Annotated in this window: 26 protein-coding genes; 9 read left to right on the top strand and 17 right to left on the bottom strand. The window is 72.0% G+C overall.

Going from position 1 to position 21,852, the window contains the following annotated elements; all coding sequences use genetic code 11:
* Positions 1–97: 97 nt before the first annotated feature.
* The 7 genes from RCO28_RS28640 to RCO28_RS28670 form a co-directional block, all read right to left on the bottom strand.
* Positions 98–592, bottom strand: coding sequence for a thioesterase family protein (locus tag RCO28_RS28640; RefSeq protein WP_308944185.1), 495 nt, complete (start codon positions 590–592; stop codon positions 98–100).
* Positions 589–1,608, bottom strand: a complete 1,020-nt coding sequence (locus RCO28_RS28645) for a 3-hydroxyacyl-CoA dehydrogenase NAD-binding domain-containing protein (protein WP_308944186.1) — start codon at positions 1,606–1,608, stop codon at positions 589–591. The genes RCO28_RS28640 and RCO28_RS28645 overlap by 4 nt, the downstream gene beginning before the upstream one ends.
* 43 nt (positions 1,609–1,651) lie before the next feature.
* Positions 1,652–2,548, bottom strand: a complete 897-nt coding sequence (locus RCO28_RS28650; protein ID WP_308944187.1) for a 3-keto-5-aminohexanoate cleavage protein — start codon at positions 2,546–2,548, stop codon at positions 1,652–1,654.
* Between the two features lie 99 nt (positions 2,549–2,647).
* Positions 2,648–3,541 carry a TetR family transcriptional regulator C-terminal domain-containing protein gene (locus tag RCO28_RS28655; protein ID WP_308944188.1) on the bottom strand — a complete coding sequence of 298 codons (894 nt, stop codon included), beginning with the start codon at positions 3,539–3,541 and terminating at the stop codon, positions 2,648–2,650.
* 70 nt (positions 3,542–3,611) lie between these two features.
* A complete protein-coding gene (locus tag RCO28_RS28660; protein ID WP_308944189.1) occupies positions 3,612–4,301 on the bottom strand; it encodes a VTT domain-containing protein in 690 nt (229 codons plus the stop codon).
* Positions 4,294–5,160: a lysophospholipid acyltransferase family protein gene (locus RCO28_RS28665; protein WP_308944190.1), complete on the bottom strand. Its 867-nt coding sequence runs from the start codon at positions 5,158–5,160 to the stop codon at positions 4,294–4,296. The genes RCO28_RS28660 and RCO28_RS28665 overlap by 8 nt, the downstream gene beginning before the upstream one ends.
* Positions 5,157–5,912 (bottom strand): GNAT family N-acyltransferase, encoded by a 756-nt coding sequence (locus tag RCO28_RS28670; RefSeq protein WP_308944191.1) that lies wholly within the window; start codon positions 5,910–5,912, stop codon positions 5,157–5,159. The genes RCO28_RS28665 and RCO28_RS28670 overlap by 4 nt, the downstream gene beginning before the upstream one ends.
* A 311-nt stretch (positions 5,913–6,223) precedes the next feature.
* On the opposite strand from RCO28_RS28670, the gene RCO28_RS28675 reads away from it, so the two are divergent.
* Positions 6,224–6,973: a lysophospholipid acyltransferase family protein gene (locus RCO28_RS28675; RefSeq protein ID WP_308944192.1), complete on the top strand. Its 750-nt coding sequence runs from the start codon at positions 6,224–6,226 to the stop codon at positions 6,971–6,973.
* A 178-nt stretch (positions 6,974–7,151) separates the two neighbouring features.
* Positions 7,152–8,195, top strand: coding sequence for an NAD-dependent epimerase/dehydratase family protein (locus RCO28_RS28680; protein ID WP_308944193.1), 1,044 nt, complete (start codon positions 7,152–7,154; stop codon positions 8,193–8,195).
* 68 nt (positions 8,196–8,263) lie between these two features.
* Here RCO28_RS28680 and RCO28_RS28685 read toward each other — a convergent pair whose 3' ends face one another.
* From RCO28_RS28685 to RCO28_RS28720, 8 genes are all read right to left on the bottom strand, one after another.
* Positions 8,264–9,841, bottom strand: coding sequence for an alpha/beta hydrolase (locus RCO28_RS28685; protein WP_308944194.1), 1,578 nt, complete (start codon positions 9,839–9,841; stop codon positions 8,264–8,266).
* Positions 9,842–10,117: 276 nt separating this feature from the next.
* Complete coding sequence (locus RCO28_RS28690) at positions 10,118–10,903, bottom strand: urease accessory protein UreD (protein WP_374991270.1); 786 nt, start codon at positions 10,901–10,903, stop codon at positions 10,118–10,120.
* Entirely contained in the window at positions 10,900–11,586 is a 687-nt protein-coding gene (ureG, locus tag RCO28_RS28695) for an urease accessory protein UreG (RefSeq protein ID WP_308944195.1), read from the bottom strand. The genes RCO28_RS28690 and ureG overlap by 4 nt, the downstream gene beginning before the upstream one ends.
* A gap of 227 nt (positions 11,587–11,813) precedes the next feature.
* On the bottom strand, positions 11,814–12,488 hold the full coding sequence (locus RCO28_RS28700) for an urease accessory UreF family protein (RefSeq protein WP_308944196.1): 675 nt from the start codon (positions 12,486–12,488) through the stop codon (positions 11,814–11,816).
* A gap of 16 nt (positions 12,489–12,504) precedes the next feature.
* Entirely contained in the window at positions 12,505–14,226 is a 1,722-nt protein-coding gene (locus RCO28_RS28705) for an urease subunit alpha (RefSeq protein WP_308944197.1), read from the bottom strand.
* Positions 14,219–14,530, bottom strand: coding sequence for an urease subunit beta (locus RCO28_RS28710; RefSeq protein WP_308944335.1), 312 nt, complete (start codon positions 14,528–14,530; stop codon positions 14,219–14,221). The genes RCO28_RS28705 and RCO28_RS28710 overlap by 8 nt, the downstream gene beginning before the upstream one ends.
* Positions 14,531–14,567: 37 nt before the next feature.
* Positions 14,568–14,870, bottom strand: a complete 303-nt coding sequence (locus RCO28_RS28715) for an urease subunit gamma (RefSeq protein ID WP_308944198.1) — start codon at positions 14,868–14,870, stop codon at positions 14,568–14,570.
* A 200-nt stretch (positions 14,871–15,070) separates the two neighbouring features.
* Positions 15,071–15,688 carry a TetR/AcrR family transcriptional regulator gene (locus RCO28_RS28720; protein WP_308944199.1) on the bottom strand — a complete coding sequence of 206 codons (618 nt, stop codon included), beginning with the start codon at positions 15,686–15,688 and terminating at the stop codon, positions 15,071–15,073.
* 116 nt (positions 15,689–15,804) lie between these two features.
* Here RCO28_RS28720 and RCO28_RS28725 point away from each other — a divergent pair, with 116 nt between their 5' ends.
* Positions 15,805–16,803, top strand: a complete 999-nt coding sequence (locus RCO28_RS28725; RefSeq protein WP_308944200.1) for an ABC transporter permease — start codon at positions 15,805–15,807, stop codon at positions 16,801–16,803.
* 34 nt (positions 16,804–16,837) lie between these two features.
* Here RCO28_RS28725 and RCO28_RS28730 read toward each other — a convergent pair whose 3' ends face one another.
* Positions 16,838–17,116: a type II toxin-antitoxin system Phd/YefM family antitoxin gene (locus RCO28_RS28730; RefSeq protein ID WP_308944201.1), complete on the bottom strand. Its 279-nt coding sequence runs from the start codon at positions 17,114–17,116 to the stop codon at positions 16,838–16,840.
* A 76-nt stretch (positions 17,117–17,192) separates the two neighbouring features.
* On the opposite strand from RCO28_RS28730, the gene RCO28_RS28735 reads away from it, so the two are divergent.
* The 4 genes from RCO28_RS28735 to RCO28_RS28750 all read left to right on the top strand — a co-directional run bounded on the left by RCO28_RS28735 (position 17,193) and on the right by RCO28_RS28750 (position 19,952).
* A complete protein-coding gene (locus RCO28_RS28735) occupies positions 17,193–17,834 on the top strand; it encodes an ATP-dependent Clp protease proteolytic subunit (protein WP_308944202.1) in 642 nt (213 codons plus the stop codon).
* Positions 17,835–17,843: 9 nt separating this feature from the next.
* Positions 17,844–18,152: a hypothetical protein gene (locus RCO28_RS28740; RefSeq protein ID WP_308944203.1), complete on the top strand. Its 309-nt coding sequence runs from the start codon at positions 17,844–17,846 to the stop codon at positions 18,150–18,152.
* Between the two features lie 675 nt (positions 18,153–18,827).
* A complete protein-coding gene (locus RCO28_RS28745; protein WP_308944204.1) occupies positions 18,828–19,301 on the top strand; it encodes a C40 family peptidase in 474 nt (157 codons plus the stop codon).
* Positions 19,302–19,403: 102 nt separating this feature from the next.
* Complete coding sequence (locus tag RCO28_RS28750; protein WP_308944205.1) at positions 19,404–19,952, top strand: DUF6328 family protein; 549 nt, start codon at positions 19,404–19,406, stop codon at positions 19,950–19,952.
* Positions 19,953–20,017: 65 nt separating this feature from the next.
* Here RCO28_RS28750 and RCO28_RS28755 read toward each other — a convergent pair whose 3' ends face one another.
* Positions 20,018–20,449 (bottom strand): ATP-binding protein, encoded by a 432-nt coding sequence (locus tag RCO28_RS28755; RefSeq protein WP_308944206.1) that lies wholly within the window; start codon positions 20,447–20,449, stop codon positions 20,018–20,020.
* A gap of 277 nt (positions 20,450–20,726) precedes the next feature.
* On the opposite strand from RCO28_RS28755, the gene RCO28_RS28760 reads away from it, so the two are divergent.
* Entirely contained in the window at positions 20,727–21,596 is an 870-nt protein-coding gene (locus RCO28_RS28760) for a helix-turn-helix transcriptional regulator (RefSeq protein WP_308944207.1), read from the top strand.
* 9 nt (positions 21,597–21,605) lie between these two features.
* Positions 21,606–21,845: a DUF397 domain-containing protein gene (locus RCO28_RS28765; RefSeq protein WP_282534207.1), complete on the top strand. Its 240-nt coding sequence runs from the start codon at positions 21,606–21,608 to the stop codon at positions 21,843–21,845.
* Positions 21,846–21,852: the final 7 nt, after the last annotated feature.

The raw sequence follows: 21,852 nt of genomic DNA on the forward strand, positions 1-21,852 counted from the left end.
GCGCCCGTGCACGGGCGTCCGTACGAAACCGTGTGCGCGCAGCCGAACGGGCCCCGCCCCCGGGGGATGGGGCAGGGCCCGTTCGGGGTGTGGGCGGTCAGGCCACGGGGGCGATGGACCGTCCCGCCCAGTCGGGCGCCGCCTCCGTGAAGGAGGCAAGGCGGCCCTGGATGTCCTCCGGGAAGGGGGTGGTGCGGCCGGCCTGCTGGTCGACGTGGAGGGCGAGCAGCTCACTGGTGGCGACCGGCTCGGCGCCCTCGGGCACCGGGGACTCGGCCTCGTCCAGGACGAAGAGCTCGTGCACGAAGTGCGCCTTCTTCGCGGCGGCGCCGAGGATCCGGGTGCGTACGGCGAGGTGGGCGCCCTCGGGGACGTCGTTCAGGTACCGGATGTGCGACTCGACGGTGTAGAGGGAGCAGCCGCTGGACTCGCGGTACGCGGAGTGCAGGCCCGCCTCGATCATCATGGCGTCGGTGGCGTGGCCGAAGACGAGGACGTAGAAGGCCTCGCTCATGTGGCCGTTGTAGTCGATCCACTCCGGCCTGACCGTGCGGTGCAGCAGGGGGAGGGCCTGCTCGGGGGTGGTGGTCATGCGGTCTCCTGGTGCTGTTCGTGCTGTGCGGCGTGCTGGGCACGCTGCTGCTGCGGCAGGCGGCCGGTCGCGCGCAGGACGTCGATGACGCCCTGGTCGCGTTCGGCCACCAGGTCCGCGATGGTGCGTTCCCCGGCCTCCTCGTCGCAACCCTCGACCACGGCGTCGTACAGCTTCTTGTCCAGCTCCGGGGCCTCCAGGCGGGTCCATGGGGACTTCAGGGAGGGGCCGAAGTGGTCCAGCATGTGGGCCATTCCGCCCTCGCCGCCCGCGAGCGCGAAGGTGAGCATGGGGCCCATGAACGCCCAGCGCAGGCCGGGGCCCTCGGTGATGGAGTCGTCGATCTCCTGCACGGTGGCCTCACCGTTGGCGACCATGTGCAGGGCCTCGCGCCAGAGGGCTTCCTGGAGGCGGTTGGCGGTGAAGCCGGGCACCTCGGCCTTCATGGTGATCACGGACTTGCCGGCCACGTCGTAGAACCGGGAGGCCCAGCTCACGGCGTGCTCGGCGGTCCGGTCGCCGCCGACGACCTCGACGAGCGGGATCAGGTAGGGCGGGTTGAAGGGGTGGCCGACGACCAGGCGGCCGGGGTCGGCGGCCGTGGTCTGCATGTCGGTCATCGGGTAGCCGGAGGTCGAGGAGGCGATGACGACTCCGGCGGGGGCGGCCGCGTCCAGCTGGGCGAGCAGGTCGCGCTTGAGCTCCAGCTTCTCGGGGGCGCTCTCCTGCACGAACTGGGCGTCGGCGACGGCCTCTTCGAGGGTCGCGGCCACGGTGAGCCGGTCGCGCGAAGCGCCGTCGGCCAGGCCGAGCTGGGTGAGGGCGGGCCAGGCGGCGTCGACGAGGCGGCGCAGCTTCAGCTCGGCGTCGGGGGCCGGGTCCCAGGCGGTGACGTCGTACCCACGGGCCAGGAAGTGGGCGACCCAGCCGCCGCCGATCACGCCGGCGCCGATGCAGGCGACACGGGTGACGTCCTCGGGGGCGCAGGGGGCGGCGGGGGTGTTGATTGCGGTCATGAGGGGTCCTCGGGCAGGGGTGTGCGGGGTGCTTGCGAAGGGGTCAGGCGCGGGGCTTGAGGCCGAGCTTCGCGCGGGCCTCGTCCGGGCTGACGACACGGGCGCCGAGGGACTCGGTGATCTGCACGGCGCGCTCGACGAGCTGTGCGTTCGTGGCCTTGTTGCCCTTGCCCAGGTAGAGGTTGTCCTCCAGGCCGACGCGGACGTGCCCGCCGAGCAGGATGGACTGGGCGACCCAGGGCATCTGCATGCGGCCGATGGCGAAGCTGGCCCACTGGGCGTTCTCGGGGAGCATGTTGACCATGGACTGCAGGACGCCCGGGTCGGTGGGCGCGCCCCACGGGATGCCCATGCACAGCTGGAAGACGGTGGGGTCGTCGAGCAGTCCCTCTTCGCGCAGCTGCTTGGCGAACCACAGGTGGCCGGTGTCGAAGATCTCCAACTCCGGTCGTACGCCGAGCTGTTGGATGCGCCGGGCGCCCTGGCGGAGCATCTCGGGGGTGGAGACGTAGAGGTTCTCGCCGAAGTTGAGGGAGCCGCAGTCGAGGGTGCAGATGTCGGGGAGCAGCTCGTCGACGTGCGGGAGCCGGTCGAGGCCGCCGACGAGGTCGGTGCCGGGCAGCTCGCCGAGCTTCTCCAGGGGCTGGACGGGGTCGACGACGAGGTCGCCGCCCATGCCGGCCGTGAGGTTGATGATGACGTCGGTGCCGGTCTCCTTGATCCGCTCGACCGTCTCGCGGTAGAGCTTCGGGTCGCGGGAGGGGGCGCCGGTCTCGGGGTCGCGTACGTGGATGTGCACGGCGGCGGCGCCCGCCTCGGCGGCCTCGACGGCGGACTTGGCGATCTGCTCGGGCGTGACGGGCACGTGCGGGCTCTTGCGGACGGTGTCGCCGGCGCCGGTGAGCGCGGCGGTGATGATGACGTCCTGGTTCATGGGCATGCTGAACTCCCTTTCCTGGTACGGGATATGACGGGGTATGACGAAGTCGCTGTGCCGCCCGACGTGCGGGGGTTGCCGCTCAGTGGGCAGGGTTGCCGCTCAGCGCGCGGCGAGCGAGGTCTCGACGTGGGCGAGCAGGGCGCGCCGCATGTCGTCCGCGCTCGTGCCGGGTTCGCCCGGGGTGGTCGCGAGGACCTGGGAGGCGAGGCCGTCGATGAGGGCGGTCAGGGTGAGCGCGGCGGCCTCCGGGTCGACGGGGCGGAAGGCTCCGGCGGCGACGCCGCGGCGGATGACGTCGGCGACGGTCTCGCGCCACTGCCGGTAGTACTCGACGTGCAGCCGGCCGACGACGGTGGAGCGGGCGGCCTCCGCCCACAGGTCGAGCCAGACGCTCCACTGGCGGCGCTGGCGTCGGGTGTCCGGGGTCTGCAGCTCGATCAACTGCCGCAGTTCGCCCGCCACATCGGCCGCTTCCGCGATGTGGGCGGCGCGGCGGGCGGTGTCCTCGTCCATGCACCAGCGCACGGCTGCTTCGAGCAGGTCGTCACGGCCGGGGAAGTGGTAGTGGATCGCGGCGGTGCTGGTGGCGCAGGCCTCGGCGATGTCGGCGACCCGGACCGCGTGGAAGCCGCGTTCGGCGATGAGCCGGACCGTCTCCCGCACGATCTGCAACGGCCGCCCGCCGTCCTCCGGCGCCGGTCCCGTCGTACGCCGTGGGCGCGCCGTGGCCCGTCCCGTGGCGGCCTGGTCCGGCTGGCCGCCGGAGCCGAGCAGCCAGGCCGCGTCGACGTCCCCGGTGTCCGCGACGCGGGCCAGCTCGGCGACGGTGAAGCGCCGGGCTCCGCTCAGGGAGCGGGACAGCTTGGAGGGGTCCATGACGATACGGCGCGCGAACTCGCGCTGGCTGACGCCGACGGCGGCGATCACCTGACGGACGCGTTCCGCCACCTCGCCGCCGGTGTCACCGACTCGGCTTCCGGGTTCCTGCTGCATGGTCGACGACGGTACCCGCACGTTGAGATAACCGCAATATCTTCGACCGACCCTTTCCGCCACTCCCCCTCTACTGCTGGGCTTTCAGCGAGCAATCCGGCGGTGTTGTGATGATGACTGACTCATCAGTCGGCCTGCGCAACACCAGGCGGGCCCATCGGCCGCGGCCCCGTCTCCGTATGCACTCCCCCGTGAGCGTCAGGAGCACGACCGTGCCGGACGAGAGCAGCAGACCGTACACGGGGCGGTCGGCGAAGGCGGCTCCGCCGAGGGCGCCGACGGCCACGCTGAGGACGGCCCAGACGCTCGCTCCGATCACGTCGAAGAGGAGGAAGCGGCGCACGGGATAGCGGACGGCGCCCGTGCTCAGGCCGGTCACCACGCGCCCGCCCGGCACGTACCGCCCGGCCACGATCAGCAGCGCTCCGTGCCGCGCGAGGAGGGAGTGGGCGGCGGCGAGGCGGCGCCTGCCCTTCTCGCCGCGGAGCAGCAGTCGGGTCAGCCGGGGGCCCGCGCGGCGCCCCACTCCGTACCCGCCGAGGTCGCCCGCCACCGCGCCCGCCGCGGCCAGGACCGTGAGCAGGGCGAGGCGGCCCAGGTCCGGGCCGATCAGGACGGCCGCGAAGACGACCGTGCCCTCGCTCGGCATGAACGGCAGCAGGGCGTCCAGAGCCGCCGTGCCGAAGATGACCAGCCACAGCCAGGGCGAGTCCAACAGGCCCTGCAGGAACGCCACATAGGGGTCGAGCCACTCAGCCATGGCGCCTCGGCTGGTCCCGGAAGACCGATTCCTGCGCGGCCGCCGCCAGTTCCCTCCGGTCGCTGCCGGGGCCGGTGGGCAGCGGTGCGTGGGCGCGGATCCGGACGGCGAGGCCGTCCGCCTGCGCCACCCGGTGCAGGGAGGGGACGAAGCCCTCGTCGCCGAGGAAGCCGGCGACCGCACTCGGCCTGCCGTACTGGAGATAGCTCAGGGTGACCGGGCGGACGGGCACGCGCGCGTCGATCGCGGCCTGGAACATCGCGCGCCGGAATCCGCCGCCCGCGGCCGAACACCAGGTGGTGCCCTGCGGGAAGACCGCGACGGTACGGCCCGCGGCCAGGAACTCCCGCACCCGGTCGACCGCTTGGGGCAGCGCGCGCAGGCTGCCGCGGTCGATGAAGCAGGTGCCGACGCGGCGGGCGAGCGGGCCGACCACCGGCCAGCGGCCCACCTCGCGCTTGGCGACGAGTGTGACCGGCTCACAGGCGAGCAGCGCCACTATGTCGAGCCAGGAGATGTGGTCGGCCACCACGAGTGTGCCGGTCCCAGGGACGGTGAGCGGGACGTCGCCCGCGTCCAGGTGCACGTCGAGCGAGGTGAGGAGGGCGCGGGCCCGGTCGCGTACCGCCTGCCCGTCGCGGGTCGCGGACGGGGAGGCGAGGGCGCCGGCGACGACCTGCCCGAACGCGGCGTAGCGCCGGGCGGTGGCCAGGCGGGACACGGGCGGGGCGGCCGGGCGGGCGCAGTGCGGCGTGCAGGGCGAGGCCGGGAACCAGGGGCTCTGCGGCAGGGGCGGCGCGAGGGAGGCGCCGGGGGGAGCGACGGGGGTCGAGGCGGCCGTGGCGACCGGTCCGTTCACTGTTCCTCCCCCAGGAAGTACCGGCGGTAGCGGTCGTTGATGCGGTCCATCGGCAGCAGGACGTAGAAGTCCGCGACGTCGAACTCCGGGTCGTGGGCGGGTGCTCCGCACATCCAGGCGCCGAGCCGCAGATAGCCGCGAAGCAGCGGCGGCAGGTCGGCGGGGCGGGCCGGGCCGTCGAGCGGGCCGGAGGGGTGCCAGGGGCGGTGCGGGTGGACGCGCAGCTCGGGCGGCGAGGCGTGCCTGCCGTTGCCGAGGAGCCAGGTGCTGCTCGCGTCCCGCCCGCCGTCGGCGAGCGGGACGGAGGCGCAGCCGCCCAGGTACTTGTGCCCGGAGAGCAGCAGATAGCGGGCGAGGGCCGCCCACAGCAGGTTGATCACCGCGCCGTTGCGGTGGTCGGGGTGCACGCAGGAGCGGCCGGTCTCGACCAGCTGGGAGCGGATCCCGGCCAGCTCGGTGAGGTCGAACTCGCCGTCGGAGTACAGCCGTTGGGTGCGGCCCGGGGGGATCAGGCGGTACGTCCCGACGACCTCGCCGGTGGTCGCGTCGGTGACGACCAGGTGGTCCGCCACCGCGTCGAAGTCGTCCACGTCGTGGCCCGGCAGCGGGGTGTGCAGGCGGGCCCCCATCTCGCCCGCGAAGACCTGGTGGCGCAGGCGCTGGGCCGCGCGGATCTGATCGTCGGAGTCGGCGATCGCGACGGCGTAGCTGCTTGAGGCCGCGACTACAGTGGACGGTGCAGGACTGGGCATGACGAACCCGCTTTCTACGCAGGGGAAGGCCCGCGCGGGTCGTGGCTCATGACCGCGCGAGTCGGCTCGGTCGTGCACGGGCCGTCGAGTTGCCGCTCGGCGGCCCGCCTCACACCACGGTGCAGTCGCCCGGTGAACAGGTCAAAGATTTCTGACAGTTGTCAGGGAAGGATGAGGGACATTCAGGGTTGCCTCAGGGTTACTCGCGGCGCGGCGGCTCGCGCGACCGCCCGACCGCGCTCTCCCCGGCACTCCGGCGACCTGGTAAAACGCAGTGTCGACATGGCCCTGCCGAGTGAGGAGCGACCCTCTTGTTCTACTACGTGCTCAAGTATGTGCTGCTTGGTCCCCTGCTCAGGCTGGTCTTCCGGCCGCGGATCGAGGGCCTGGAGCACATCCCCGAAGACGGTGCGGCGATCGTCGCGGGGAACCATCTGTCGTTCTCGGACCACTTCCTGATGCCGGCCATCCTCAAGCGGAGGATCACCTTCCTGGCGAAGGCCGAGTACTTCACGGGCCCCGGCGTCAAGGGCCGGCTGACCGCGGCGTTCTTCCACAGCGCGGGCCAGATCCCGGTGGACCGCTCGGGCAAGGAGGCGGGCCAGGCGGCGATCCGGGAGGGGCTCGGGGTGCTCGGCAAGGGCGAGTTGCTCGGCATCTACCCGGAGGGCACGCGCTCGCACGACGGCCGGCTCTACAAGGGCAAGGTCGGCGTCGCCGCGATGGCGCTGAAGGCCCATGTGCCGGTGATCCCGTGCGCGATGATCGGCACGTTCGAGGCGCAGCCTCCGGGCCAGAAGCTGCCGCGGTTCCAGCGCGTGACGATTCGTTTCGGCGAGCCTCTCGACTTCTCCCGGTACGAGGGCATGGACGGCGAGAAGGCCATCCTGCGGGCGGTCACGGACGAGATCATGTACGCGATCCTGGGGCTCTCGGACCAGGAGTACGTGGACCGGTACGCGGCCGTGGTCAAGGCCGAGGAGCAGGCGGAGGCGCAGGCGGAGAAGGAGCGCCAGGCGGCGGCCGGAGGCCGCAAGTTCCCCAAGCTGCCCGGGCGTTGAGGCGCACGCCGCCCTCTACCCGGCCCACCGGGCCTCAAGCCCCGACCCGCGTTGACGGGCGTGCCGCCCTCTACCCGGCCCACCAGGTCTCAAGCCCCGACCGCTTCAACGCGCCCGCGAATCTGCGGTCAGCAAAACACCCTGGGACGAACGGCCCCGAGCGTCGTACGTTCCAGACATGACTCATGCGCTGGTGATCGGGGCCACAGGGCAGATCGGGCGTTCGGCGGTGCGCGCGCTCGCGCAGGACGGCTGGGACGTCACCGCGGCGTCGCGCGGCGCGACCCCTGACGCGGACCGGCCGGAGGGGGTGCGCACGGCCCGCCTCGACCGCGAGGACGACGCCGCTCTCGCCCGGCTGATCGGCGACGGCGTGGACGTCGTGGTGGACGTGGTGGCGTACGGCCGGGGCCACGCCCGGCAGTTGAGGGCCCTGTCCGACCGCATCGGCTCGGCGGTGGTGATATCGAGCGCGGCGGTCTACGAGGACGAGCAGGGCCGCAGCTTCCTCACCCAGGACGAGCCCGACGGGCACCCGCGCTATCCGGTGCCGCTCCCCGAGTCGTACCGCAGACTGGCTCCGGGCGAGACGTACGGCGGGCGCAAGGTGGCCCTGGAGGACGAACTCCTCGGCGCCGGGGACACGTTGCCGACGACGCTGCTGCGCGCGGGCGCCGTGCACGGACCGCACTGCACCACGCCGCGTGAGCTGTACTTCGTCAAGCGGGCCCTGGACGGCCGGCCGCGGCGGATCCTGGCATACGGCGGGGCGAGCAGGTTCCACCCGGCGAGCGTGCACAACATCGCGGAACTGGTGCGCCTGGCGGCCGCCCGACCGGGCTCACGCGTCCTGAACGCCGCCGATCCGGCGGCGCCCGCGGTGGCCGAGATCGGCGCGGCGATCGACGCGCTGCTCGGCGTGGAGTCGGAGACGGTCCTGATACCGGGCGAGCCTCCGGCGCCGACGGTCGGCAGCACCCCGTGGAGCCTGGCGCACCCGCTGGTGCTGGACATGTCGGCGGCACGGGAGTTGGGCTACCGCCCGGTGGTGACGTACGAGCGGTCCCTGCCCGAGACCGTCGAGTGGCTCGCCGCGCGGCTGCACGGCAAGGACTGGCGGGAGGCCTTCCCGGTGCTGGCGGCGGCGTACGACCCGATGGGCGACCTCTTCGACTACGAGGCGGAGGACGCGTGGCTCACGCGGCGGGGCAAGGCCGTCTGAACTGGCGGAGAGGCGGACGGAGTTGTCCCCGCCCGCCTCTCGGTGCCGTACAGGTCCGGGAGGAGGACCTACGGCTTGGGCGCGGCGTGCGGGGCGCACGTCACGTCGCGGCTGTCGGTCTTCCCGCTCAGCAGGTAGCTGTCGACCCGCTCGTTGATGCAGGGGTTGACCGCGTTGGTCACACCGTGCGATCCGGCGTCCTTCTCGGTGATCAGGCGGGAGCCCTTGAGCCGCTTGTGCAGCTCGACCGCGCCCTCGTACGGCGTGGCCGCGTCCCGCTCGGACTGGACGATGAGGACGGGCGGCAGGCCCTTGCCGGACTTCACCTCGACCGGGGTCTGCTGCTTCACGCCCCAGGTGGCGCACGGCAGGTTCATCCAGGCATTGGCCCACGTCATGAAGGGGTGGTCCTCGTGCAGACGCGTGTTGTCGCGGTCCCACCTCTTCCAGCTGGTGGGCCACTTGGCGTCGGTGCACTCCACGGCGGTGTAGACGGCGTTGCCGTTCTCCGCAGAGATGTTGCCGGCGGTGTCGGACAGGTCCGGGCCCGCGGCCTCGACGAGGGCCTTCTCGTCACCGGCGAGGTACTTGCTCCACACCTCGGCGGTCGACACCCACGCGGAGTCGTAGTACGGCGCGGCCTGGAAGAATCCGATCAGCTCCGCGGGGCCGACGACGCCACCGATGGGCTCCTTCTTGGCCGCGGCCCGCAGCTTCAGCCACTGGGCCTCGACCTTCTGCGGGGTGTCGCCGATGTGGAAGGTGGCATCGTGCTGCGCGACCCACTTCTTCCAGTCCTCCCAGCGGGTCTGGAAGGCGACGTCCTGGTCCAGGTTGGCCTGGTACCAGATCTTCTCCCGGGACGGGTTCACGACGCTGTCGACGAGCATCCGCCGCACGTGGTCCGGGAAGAGCGTGGCGTACACCGCGCCGATGTACGTCCCGTAGGACACCCCGATGAAGTTGAGCTTCCGGTCGCCGAGCGCGGCGCGGATCACGTCCAGGTCGCGGGCGGTGTTCGGAGTCGTCATATGCGGCAGCATCTCGCCGCTGCGCTCCTTGCAGCCCTCCGCGTACTCGGCGGCGAGCTTGCGCTGCGCGCGCTTGTCGGCCTCGGAGTCCGGCACCGGGTCGAGCTTGGGCGCCTTGACGAACTCCTGCGGGTCGACACAGGAGATGGGCGCCGAGTGACCGACACCGCGCGGGTCGAACCCGACGAAGTCGTAGGCCTCCGCGGTCTTCTTCCACAGCGGGGCCTTGGTGGTCACACGCAGCGGGAAACGCATCCCGGAGCCGCCAGGGCCGCCCGGGTTGTAGATCAGGGAGCCCTGCCGCTCGCTCTTGGTGCCAGTGCTCCTCGCCCGGTCGACGGCGATTTTGATCTGCTTGCCATGCGGATTGCCGTAGTCGAGCGGAACGCTGACCCAGCCGCACTGGACGGGCTTAGCGAGCCCCCAGTCCGCCGGGCAGTCCTTCCAGTCGATCCCCGTCTTCGCCGCCCGCGCCGCGGCGATGGTCACGCCCCGCGCCTCGGAGACCGTGCGACGGCCGCTGTCGGCGTTCGCCGCCGGAGCCGCCATCGCACCCGCTATGAGGGTCCCCGCGATCAGAGTGCCGGCCGAGCCGAGCACCGCTGTGCGTCTCAAGTGGTACCTCCCCCAGATCGTTTCGATCAGATCGTCACGCGTTCTCAGGTCGTCACGCGCTCTCGGGGGATCCTTGCGTCTGACGGGTACCTGGCAACAGATCGGACAGATGTTCTTTGCCAATCCGATAACCGGTGGCCCCTGCTCCGCTCAGCGGTGGCCCCGCGCGGGGGAGTTCACCGCCCGGCGAAGGAGTGCACCGCCCAGCGAAGGAGTGCACCGTGCAGCGAGGAAACCGCGCCACCGGCCGCCCGCCGCCCGCCGCCACCCGTTCGCTCACGGGGCCACTCGTCGTACCGCCTCGTCGAGGACCCGCCGCAGCCGCAGCGCGTCGGACGCCACCGCCGTCACCAGCAGTCCCGGACCGGCGAGCGGGGTCAGCGCGGCGAGCTCGCCGAGCATCCGGGGCCGCACCGGGGCGTGCACCAACTCCGGTCGTACGACGATGAGTTGACCGATCGCGCGATGCCCGGCCAGGGCGGCGGGACCGTCCCAGCCGCCAGGTGCGCCGGGGCCGCAGGCCAGCTCCTGGTCGAACAGAACCCGCCCCTCGCAGCGCACGGTGAGCCGGCTGGTGAGGGCGCCCGGCTCCTCCCCCGCCCGCCCGAGCACCTGCTCCTCGCGCAGCAACAGGCGTGCCCCGGAGGCGAGTTCGGCCCGGGTGGTCACGCGCAGCTCGCTGCCGTACGCCGAGATCAGCTGCTCGGGCAGCCAGCGCAACTCGGCGCCCTCGTCGACGCTCAGCCGCACGTCGTAGTGGGCGGGCTGCTTCGACTGGCCGGGCAGCGCGATGGTCGCGGCCGTCGAGGTCACGTCGAGCCGCGCCCCCGGCCCCGCCTCGGCCGACACGGTCAGCCGGTCGCCGCCCAGCGGGGCACTCATCGCGCCGACGAGGGCGACGCGCGCCTCCCGGCCCGCGCTGCGGATCCGCCGTACGGCGAGGGGCCCTTCGCCTTCGAGGACGGGGAGGCGGCTGGTGCCGCGGCCGTCCGCCTCGGCGCGGATCCGGGCGGTGGCCCGCAGCCCTCCGTCCGCCAGGGCCTGCCCCGCGGACACGCTCACGCGGCGGTCCAGGCGGCGATCCGCTCCCGCACCCAGGCGGCGACCTCGGACACGCCCTCCGCGGACCGCAACGACTGGAAGACGACCGGGAGTTCGGCCCGCTGCTCCTTCGCGTCCCGCGCCATCCGCTGCAGGTCGGAGCCGACGTACGGGGCGAGGTCGGTCTTGTTGACGACGAGCAGGTCGGCGGTGGTCACGCCGGGGCCGCCCTTGCGCGGGATGTCGTCGCCGCCCGCCACGTCGATGACGAACAGCTGGGCGTCGACCAGGCCCCGGGAGAACGTGGCCGTGAGGTTGTCGCCGCCGGACTCGACGAGCACCAGGTCGAGCGGCCCGATTTCGTCCTCCAGGTCCTCGACGGCCTCCAGGTTGGCGGAGATGTCGTCGCGGATGGCGGTGTGCGGGCAGGCGCCGGTCTCGACGGCGGCGATCCGCTCGGGCGGCAGCACGGCCTCGCGCAGCAGGAACGCGGCGTCCTCGCGGGTGTAGATGTCATTGGTGACGACGGCGAGGGACAGCTCGTCGCGCAGGGCCCGGCAGAGCGCGGCCACGGTCGCGGTCTTCCCGGACCCGACGGGCCCACCGAGCCCGATCCGCAGCGCCCGCCGCCGCCCGTCGGGCCGCACGGCATCGGCACTGAGGGCGGCGGGGCCGTCGTGGGTGTGGGAGTGGTCGAGGTGCATCTGGGACTCCAAGGGGTTGTCGGGTTCAGGGGTCAGGGGTCAGGTGTCGGCGAGGGGGCGGTGGTCAGGGGCGTTTTTCTCCCCGCCCCGCCCCTTCCCGAAAGTCCTGCCGGACGGGCCTCCCCAATCGCCGGAGGGGCTCAAAATGAGCCCCTCTGGGGGCACCTCCCAGCGGTAGCTGGGGGAGATTGAGGAGCGGGGTCCGGGGCGGAGCCCCAGTTACAGGTCTACGACGCGAACAGCCGTACCGCCCAAGCCGCATGCGCCTCCGCCCCGATGTCCAGGAGCGGGGCGGACGCGGCCGGAAGGGCATCCGCGCCCTCGTCCGGCACCCGCCGCGCGCACTCCGCCGCGTCCGCCGCGACCCGGTCCAGTTCGGGGGCGAGCCGGGCCAGGACGGCGGTCGCGTCGAAGGGGTCGAGGCTCAGGAGGCGCACGACGGCCGTGGCGGGTCCGCTGACCGACTCGTACGCCGCGACGTACGCCGCGTCCTCGGGCCCGAGTCCGGCCGAGCGGGCGGCGAGCCCGAGCACGACGGGCTGGTGGGCGCCCTTGGGGCGTACGGACGCGAGGGCGTCGAGCTCGGCCGACGGCCAGGTGGCGCGGGCCGCCCGCATCATCTGACGCCCCAACTTCCGCGCGGCGGCGCGCAGGGCGGCCGACGGGGTGCGGGCGTCCGCGGCCTCGTCGAGCTCCAGCGGGTCGACGCCGAGCGCGGCAGCGGCGGCGAGGGCGGCCGCGACCAGGCCGCTGGTGTGCAGCCGGCCGCGGCAGAACTCCGCCAGGTCGGCCGCGTCCTTGATCCGGCCCGCGGCGACGGCGGCCTCGGCCCCGCCGGAGTGCGCGTGCCCTCCGGCGGGGAAGCGGCCGTCGGCCAGGACCAGCAGGGTTGCTCTGTTCATCACGTTGACCCGGCGCTCAGAAGAGGAAGTACCGCTGGGTCATGGGCAGTTCGGCCGCGGGCGCCGACTCGATCAGCTCGCCGTCAACGGTGACGGCGAAGCTGTCCGGGTCGACGTGCACCCGCGGCCGGGCGTCGTTCTCCCGCATGTCGGCCTTGGTGACCCCGCGCGTACTGGCGATGGGGGCGAACTCCTTGCCGAGGCCGAGGCGTTCGGGCAGCCCGTAGTCGAGGGCGGACTGCGTGACGAAGTTGAGGGAGTTCCCGGCCGGGGCGGAGCCGAGGGCGCCGAACATCCGCCGCGGAAGGACCGGTTGGGGCGTGGGGATGGAGGCGTTGGCGTCGCCCATCTGCGCGTACGCGATCTGTCCGCCCTTCAGGACGAGCAGCGGCTTGACGCCGAAGAACGCGGGGTCCCACAGGACGAGGTCGGCGAGCTTGCCGCTCTCGACGGAGCCGATCTCGTGGTCGAGGCCTTGGGCGACGGCCGGGTTGATCGTGTATTTCGCGACGTACCGGCGTACGCGGTGGTTGTCCGCGCGGACGTCGCCCGGCAGGAGGCCGCGGCGCTTCTTCATCACGTGCGCGGTCTGCCAGGTGCGCAGCACGACCTCGCCGATCCGGCCCATCGCCTGCGAGTCCGAGGAGATGATCGAGATGGCGCCGAGGTCGTGCAGGACGTCCTCGGCGGCGATCGTGGACGGCCGGATCCGGGACTCGGCGAAGGCCAGGTCCTCGGGGACGGCCGGGTTGAGATGGTGGCAGACCATCAGCATGTCGAGGTGCTCCTCGACGGTGTTGACGGTGTGCGGCCGGGTCGGGTTGGTCGAGCTGGGCAGCACGTTGGGCTCGGAGACCACGGTGATGATGTCGGGCGCGTGCCCGCCGCCCGCACCTTCGGTGTGGTACGCGTGGATGGAGCGTCCGGCGATCGCGGCGAGGGTGTCGGCGACGAAGCCCGCCTCGTTCAACGTGTCGGTGTGGATGGCGAGTTGGGCGCCGGACGCCTCGCACACGTTCAGGCAGGCGTCGATCACGGCCGGGGTGGCGCCCCAGTCCTCGTGGATCTTGAACCCGAGTGCGCCGCCGCGGAGTTGGGCGTGCATGGCGTCGGCGGACATGGTGTTGCCCTTGCCGAGCAGGCCGATGTTGAGCGGCGTCGAGTCGAGCGCGGCGAACATCCGGCCCAGATGCCAGGAGCCGGGCGTGATCGTGGTGGCCTTGCTGCCCTCGGCGGGACCGGTGCCGCCGCCGACGAGGGTGGTGATGCCGCCGGCGAGCGCGGCGTCAACGAGGGTCGGCGAGATGAAGTGGACGTGCGCGTCGATGGCGCCCGCGGTGACGATCCGGCCGTTGCCCGCGATGACCTCGGTCTCGGGTCCGATGACCAGGTCCGGGTGCACCCCGTCCATGGTGTCGGGGTTGCCGGCCTTGCCGATGCCGGTGATCCGGCCGTCCCGGATGCCGATGTCGGCCTTGACGATGCCCCAGTGGTCGACGATGACGGCACCGGTGATCACGGTGTCGGGGGCGCCCTCAGCACGGGTGACGCAGGACTGCCCCATGGACTCGCGGATCACCTTGCCACCGCCGAACACGGCCTCGTCGCCGGAGCGTCCGGGCCCGCCGCTGCGGTCCTCCTCGATCTCGACCAGGAGGTCGATGTCGGCGAGCCGGATCCGGTCACCGGTCGTCGGGCCGAACAGATCGGCGTAGGCGGCGCGGGTCAGTTCAGCCATCGAGGGCACCTCCGGTCTCACCGCGCAGGCCGGGTACGCGGCGCAGCCCTGCGAGGGGGACGAGTTCGACGTCGGCGGGGATGCCGGGTTCGAAGCGGACGGCGGTGCCCGCGGCGATGTTCAGACGCAGTCCGCGCGCGGCGGCCCGGTCGAAGTCCAGGCCCGGGTTGGCCTCGGCGAAGTGGTAGTGGGAGCCGACCTGGACGGGCCGGTCGGCGGTGTTGAGGACGGTCAGGCGGGTGACGGGGCGGCCCTCGTTGAGGACGACGGGCTCGTCGGCGTACAGGATCTCTCCGGGGACCAACGGCTGGAGGGACGAGGACATCGGCAGGACTCCCCCGTCAGGCGATCGGCTCGTGCACGGTGACGAGCTTCGTCCCGTCGGGGAACGTCGCCTCGACCTGGACGTCGTGGAGCATCTCGGGGATGCCCTCCATGACGTCCTCGCGGCGGAGCAACTTCCGCCCGGAGGACATGAGTTCGGTGACACTGCGGCCGTCGCGCGCGCCTTCGAGCACGTGCGAGGTGATCAGTGCGACCGCCTCGGGATGGTTGAGGCGCAGTCCGCGTGCCCTTCGCTTCTCCGCCACGTCCGCGGCCACATGGATGAGCAGTCGCTCCTGCTCGTGCGGGGTCAGTTGCACGCGTGCCACCTCACAGTCCGTCATGGTCCGCCTGTGTGCGGGCAGGCGTGACCGGCATCGTCCGGGCCGAGGAGGCTGCTGGGGCGCAGGCCTCCGCCAGGACGCAGGCGGAGACTAGTTGCCTTCAACATCTTGTTGACTCGCGTTTGGGCGTCCCGCCGGAAGAGATTGCACGCTAATGCCGAAGTTTTTCCTGCGCGTTAACTGACCTTGGGTACTTCCATACGCATCAGGGCCCGCAGCCCGCCCTCCAGCTGCTCGACCTCCGCGTCCCCGAACAGGGCCCGCTGGGCGATGAAGCCCTGCGCGAGCGCCATCATCGTGCGCGCCACGTGGTCGGGCTCGACGTCGTCCGGCATGAGCCCGGCCTCACGGTAGGCGTCGACCAGCCCGCCCCACGCCGCCCTCATCTCCACGAAGCCCTGCCGCAGCGGCGCCGCCAGCTCCTCGTTGCGCAGCGTCTCGGCCCACACCTGCAGGACGAGGCGCGGGAACTCGATGCTGCCGCCGCCGACCCGCCCGTTCAGGACGATGTTCAGAACCTGACCGAGGAGCTGGTCCGGCAGCGGCGGCGGGTCCTGCTTGGCGGCGTCCTCGAAGGCTCCCCTGATGGTGCCGAAGACCTCGCCGACGATGGCGGCGATCAGCTCTTCCTTGCCGCTGAAGTAGCGGTATACGGCCCCGGCGGAGAGCCCGGCCTCGCGCAGCACGTCCTGCATCGACGTGGCGTGGAATCCGCCCTGCGTGAAGCTGCGGACGGCGCCGTCGATGATCTGCCGGCGACGGGCGTCGAGGTGTTCCTGGGATACGCGAGCCATGGACCCCAAACTAAAACGAACATTCATTCTTGACAAGGCACAGCGACGGCGGGACAGTGGCCTCACGTAAAACGAACGGTCATTCTCTATACGTTCCCGATCCGAGGGAGCCCGCCATGTCCGCCACACCCACCCCCGGCACGACCTCCGCGGCAGCACCGGGCCCAGCCCCCGGGCGGGCCCGGCACGTGCTCGCGGTGCTCGTCCTCATCCCGGCCGTCGTCGCGCTCGCCCTGTGGGCCTTCGCCTGGCCCGCCGCCCGTACGGCACCCCGCGACCTGCCGATCGCGGTCGCCGGCGCGCCCGCCGCGGTGGCCGGTCTGGAACACCAACTGGAGCGCAAGGAGGGCGCGTTCGAGGTGCACCGGTACGACGACGAGGCCGCCGCGCGCGCCGCGATCGAGGACCGGGACGTCTACGGGGCGATCGTCGCCACCGAGCGCGGGCCCCGGCTGCTCACCGCCTCGGCCGCGAGTCCCGTCGTCGCGCAGATGCTCAAGGAGACGGCCTCGGCCCAGGCGCCGAAGGGCGCCCCGGTCCAGGTCGAGGACGTGGTGGCGGCTCCGCCCGGCGACCCGCGCGGGGCGGCGCTCGGCGCGAGCGTGCTGCCGATGGCGCTGGCCGGGGTCGCGGCCGGTGCGGTAGTGACACTGCTGGGCCTGCGTGGGGTGCGCGCCGCCTGCGCGCTGGTGGGCGCCGCCGCCCTGGTCGGAGTCGTGGCGGCCGCGCTGACGCACAGCTGGCTCGGGGCACTGACCGGTGACTGGTGGACGGAGGCGGGAGTGCTCGCCCTGTCGACGCTGGCGGTGAGCGCGACCGTGGCCGGACTCGCGGCGGTACTCGGCCGCGCCGGGATCGCCCTCGGCGCCCTGACCGTGGTCCTGATCGGCAACCCGTTCTCCGGCGTCGCCTCGGCACCCGAGCTGCTGCCCGAGCCCGCGGGCGCGATCGGCCAGTGGCTGCCGCCGGGCGCGGGCGGCACGCTGCTGCGCTCGGTGTCGTTCTTCGACGGCGCGGCGGCGTCCAGGCCTGCGTGGACACTCGCCGTGTGGGCGGGGGTGGGGTTGGTGCTCGTCCTGGTCGGTGGGGCGGTGCGGGGGCGGCGGGCCGGCTGAGGCCGAGTTCCCCCCTTTTCCCCTCCGGGGCGCCCTACACCCCCGTAGCCCCCCGATGCTCCGCCGCGATCCCGAAGCGCTGGCGCTCGCCCTGCGCGGACGCGCCCGAGCCGACCGTCGAGACGGAGCTGATCACCTGCTCTTCCGCCGCCTCGGGCAACTCCTCCAGGCGGCGCAGATCCTCCGCCGAGACCAGGGCCACGAGCGGCTTGCCGTGCCGGGTGACGACCACGCGCTCGCCGCCGTACACCACGCGGTTGATCAGGTCGGCGAGCTCAGCGCGGGCTTGCGTCACCGGAATCTCGTAGGCCATGGGTCCATCATAACGTCACGTACGTCCTGTACATTTTTTACAGAACGCGCGATGCCGTGCCCTGAAGGAGGCCGCCATGAACCGGAACCGCCCGTACGCACGCCATGTCCTGCCGGAGTTCACCGAGCGCACCAGTGCGGGGACGCGCACCCGGGACCCGTACTCGAAGCTCCTCGAGGAGCGGATCATCTTCCTCGGCACGCCGATCGACGACACGGCGGCCAACGATGTGATGGCGCAGTTCATGTATCTGGAGCACAGCGCGCCCGACCAGGACATCTCGCTCTACATCAATGCGCCGGGCGGCTCGTTCAGCGCGATGACCGCCGTGTACGACACGATCCGGTACGTGAGCTGCGACGTGGAGACGGTCTGCATGGGCCAGGCCGCCTCCGCGTCGGCGGTGCTGCTCGCGGCCGGAACTCCGGGGAAGCGTTCGATGCTGCCGGGGGCCCGAGTCCTCATCCACCAGCCGGAGTTCACCGAGCCGATCCAGGGCCAGACCAGCGACCTGGCGATCCAGGCGGCCGAACTCCAGCGCATCAGGGCCCTCTTGGAGGAGATGCTCGCGCGGCACACCGGACAGAGCCGGGAGCGGATCTCCGCCGACATCGAGCGCGACACGATCCTCGACGCCACGCAGGCACGGGAGTACGGCCTGGTGGACCGGATCATCGACAGCCGCAGTTCCACCCTGCTCGCACCCGGCGACGACTGAGGGGACGCGATGCTGCCACCGGATCTGCCCCGGCTGCCCGCACTGACGCGCGCCGAGGGCGAGTTGATCGACCGCTATCTCGAAGTCGTCGACCTGCTCGGCCGGATCAACCCCGCCCGCGGCCGTGACACCTATGGCGGACTGCGCGCCGCCCAGGCCCTGGTCACCAAGGCGGCAGCGCTGCGGGACGCGTTGACCGTGATGCACCAGCGCGGCGAGAGCGAGGTGCACGCCGAGACGCTGACGCGCGCCCTGCGCGTCCTGGACGGTGAGCGGCGCGCGGGGCGGGTCACGGTGCCGCCCAGGTCGGGGAGTTGACGGTGCGTCGGCACGCGGGTCGTCCGTTCGGCCTCACGGCGTGACCAGTTGGGCTCGCACGGATGGCCTATGCGCCGATCTCGCCGACGTACCCGCACAGTTGCGATCTTCGCGGGGCCGTCTCGGCGCGGTGATCTCTTCCGCTGCTGGTACGGGCCTCAAGGGCCTTGATCGTCACCATCGGCGAAGATCCCTTATCCACCCGAACAGTGCACATGTGACGAACGTCACACTCGGCCGGGTATGCACGGATTTGACAGGTTCTGTGCGTGAGGATCCCTGCGACGACAAGCCCCCGCCACCGCGGCGGGGCGGTCCGGGCGGACGCCGAATCCTGCCGCCGTCCGGATGCCAGGTCGACGACGGTGGACCGGCAGGAGTGGAGGACCCGAGCACGACGGGGCGCTGGGGGCGTCTGGCGAATCCAGTGCGGTGCCCACGGGGTTCGGTGCGTGCTCTCGGCGTGCCGGACGAAGGTCTTCGTAGCGGAGCTACTAGGGCCTTTGGCCGGTGCGGCGAGAGTGCGTGCCGGGCGCCGTGGGTGCCGTGCGGGGTTTGCCAGACACCCCCAAGCCCCTTGGGGTGAAGCCGCGGCGCAGGCCGCGGCCGGGCAGATTCTTCGTTGGCCCGAATCCGACAGGTCATCCTTCACAGGCGGCTGACGAAGGGTTGCGCATGACCTCGCGCGTTCGGATTCCCGCCCTGCTCACCCGAGCCGGGACCGCCTCTGCCCTGACACTCGCCGCGGTGGGCGGCACCGCCCTGGCACCCGGAGCCGTGACCGAGGCCGAGGCCGCCTCGGCGCCGGCGCGGGCCCTCCAGGTCGCGGCGGCGAAGAAGGGCTCGCCCTACCGCTACGGCGCCACCGGCCCGCGTCGCTTCGACTGCTCGGGCCTGACCCAGTACTCCTTCAAGAAGGCCGGCAAGAAGCTGCCACGCACCGCCGCCCAGCAGTACAACCGCACCCGCCGTGTCTCCTCCGACCGGCGCGAACGCGGTGACCTGGTCTTCTTCCACTCGGGCGGGAACGTCTACCACGTCGGCATCTACGCCGGTAAGAGCCGCATCTGGCACGCGCCCAAGACCGGCGACGTGGTGCGGCTGCAGAAGATCTGGACCAGCAGCGTGTCGTACGGGCGCGTCCGCTAGGGGCACCGTAGGGCGGTGGTGCGCAGGGCCGGGGCGGCGTGCCGGGGCGCCGCCGCCTCGCCTTCGGCGCTTGAGGACGCCCGGGCTGGATACTCGTCCGTCATGGCCGACGAATCCAGGCACGACGGATCCGGCAACGACGCTCCCAGGCACACGGCGGCGAGGGACGAAGCCCGGCGCGAGACGGCCTTCGAGCGGGCCGACCGGAACTTCGGTGAGCTGCTTCAGGAGTTGCGGGTCGCGCAGACCGGGGTGGCGATCCTCTTCGCGTTCCTGCTGACCCTGGCGTTCACGCCGCGCTTCCCGTCGCTCGACTCCGTGCAGCGGGGCACGTACGTGACGACTCTGCTGCTAGCCGTCGCGGCCGCCGCGCTGTTCACGGCTCCCGCGGCCGTGCACCGCGCGCTGTTCCAACGGCACGCCAAGCCGCAGATCGTGCAGGTCTCCTCGCGGCTCGCGTCGATCGGCATGGCGGTGCTGGCGCTCGCCCTGACCGGGTCCGTGCTGCTCGTCGTGGACGTCGCGGCGGGCCGTCCCGCCGGAATCGTCTCGGCCGTGGGGACTTTCGTGATGTGCTCCGGGCTGTGGGGCGTGCTGCCGCACGTGATCGGGAGCAGGAACGGTCGCAGCCGCGGGGACGCGGAGAAGTAGCGGGGACGCGGAGAAGTAGCCGGGGAGGCGGAGACGTAGCGGGGAGGCGGAGGAGGAGCGGCGGGTCAGCTCTGCACCGGGGCCGTCCACGGCAGCGCGATCCACACCGTCTTGCCGCCCTCCGCCGTGGGCTTCACCGAGAGCCGGCCGCCGCACTCCATCGCGAGCCAGCGGATGATCACCATGCCGCGCCCGTTGTCCTGCTGCACCGCCGCCGGAAGCCGCTTCGGCAGGCGCGGGTGGCTGTCGGTGACGCCGATGCGCAGCTGCTCGTCCCGATCCAGCTCGATGTCGACGGTGAAGGTCGGCGACTGGCCGAGGGTGTGCTGTACGGCGTTGGTCGCCAGCTCGGAGACGATCAGGCGGACCGTGTCCGCCGTCTCCGTATCGTCCGGCAGGCCCCAGTCGGCGAGCACCTCCGTCACGTACCTCCGTGCCCTGGAGACCGAGGCGGGATCGCTCGGCAGAGTGACGGAGGCTTCCTTGTGATCTGCCATGGCGACGCTGTCCCTTTCCCACCGGGGTCGGCATCCGGCACACGGTCGATGACCTGTGCATCACCGGATGACCGACGGACCCGGAACGGTGCTTCGCGCCAGAGTGCCACTCCGGAGCCGCCCGACGTGCCGATCCCCCAAGATATGCATATATCTGTCGCTCAAAGCGGTGAACTCTGCCACGGAAGACCGTATTTGGGCGGCAGACTGGCGCATCGAGGTGCGTCTGCAGCACAGTTCGCCCACCACCACCACCGCCGCCGGAGAGGAATCGGCCATGCAGTACGGACCTGCCGTGCGGCGCCGCAAGCTCGGCTCGGAGCTGCGGGCGCTGCGCGACCGCGCGGGTCTCACCAGCGGGCAGGCCGCGCTCCGGGTGGGCTGGCACCAGTCGAAGGTCAGCCGGATCGAGACCGGCCGCAGCAGCGCGAAGCCGGCGGACGTACGGCTGCTGCTCGACGCGTACGAGGTGGCGGACACCGAACTCCGGGCGCTCCTGGAGGCGTTGGCGGGTGCGGCGGACGGCGACCGGGGTGCGGGGCAGCAGTGGTGGCACGCCTACAAGGGGCTACTGCCGCCCGCGTACCGCGATTTCATCAGCCTGGAGGCGCAGGCCTGCCGCCTTCGTACGCTCGAGACCTCAGTGGTGCCCGGTCTGCTGCAGACGCCCGACTACGCACGGGCGGTCACGCGCGCCTCACTCGACGGGCTGCCGGAGGACCAGGTGGACACGCTCGTGGAGATCCGCCTCGCCCGCCAGGACGTGCTGCGCGGGGACCCGCCGCTGGAGCTGAGCGCGGTGCTCGACGAGGCGGTCCTTCGCCGTCCCATCGGCGGATACGGCGTGATGGCACGGCAGTTGAGGCACCTCGTGGAGGTGGGCCGGGAGCTGCCGCACGTACGGCTGCAGGTGCTGCCGTTCACGGTCGGGGCGCACATCGGGTTGACGGGCCCTTTCGTCATCTTCTCCTTTCCGAACATCGCCGATCTGGACGTGGTTGTCCTCGACCACTTGGTGAGTAGCCTCTATCTCGAACGGAAAGAAGACCTCCAGGCCTACAGCGAGGCCTTCGACTCGCTGGGAGAACACGCCCTTGCGCCCGATGACAGCCTGGAATTCATCGCCGGGATCGGTGATGGCACGTAAGGAGGCACCATGTCAGCTCTGCCTCGGTACGTACCCACCAGCACTTCGTTGAACAGTGCACCGCACGACGCCCGTTGGCGGCGCAGCAGCCGCAGCACCGGGATGAACAACTGCGTGGAGACCGCGCCGATCAGCCGGGGCCCGCTGGCCGGCCGGCTCGCCGTACGCGACTCGAAGCGCACATCCGGTCCGGCTCTGCTGTTCACCTCCGCCGCCTGGGACTCCTTCCTCGCCGCCGTCCGACGGTAGGCGTCCC

Source organism: Streptomyces sp. LHD-70 (assembly GCF_031157275.1).
Classification (GTDB): domain Bacteria; phylum Actinomycetota; class Actinomycetes; order Streptomycetales; family Streptomycetaceae; genus Streptomyces.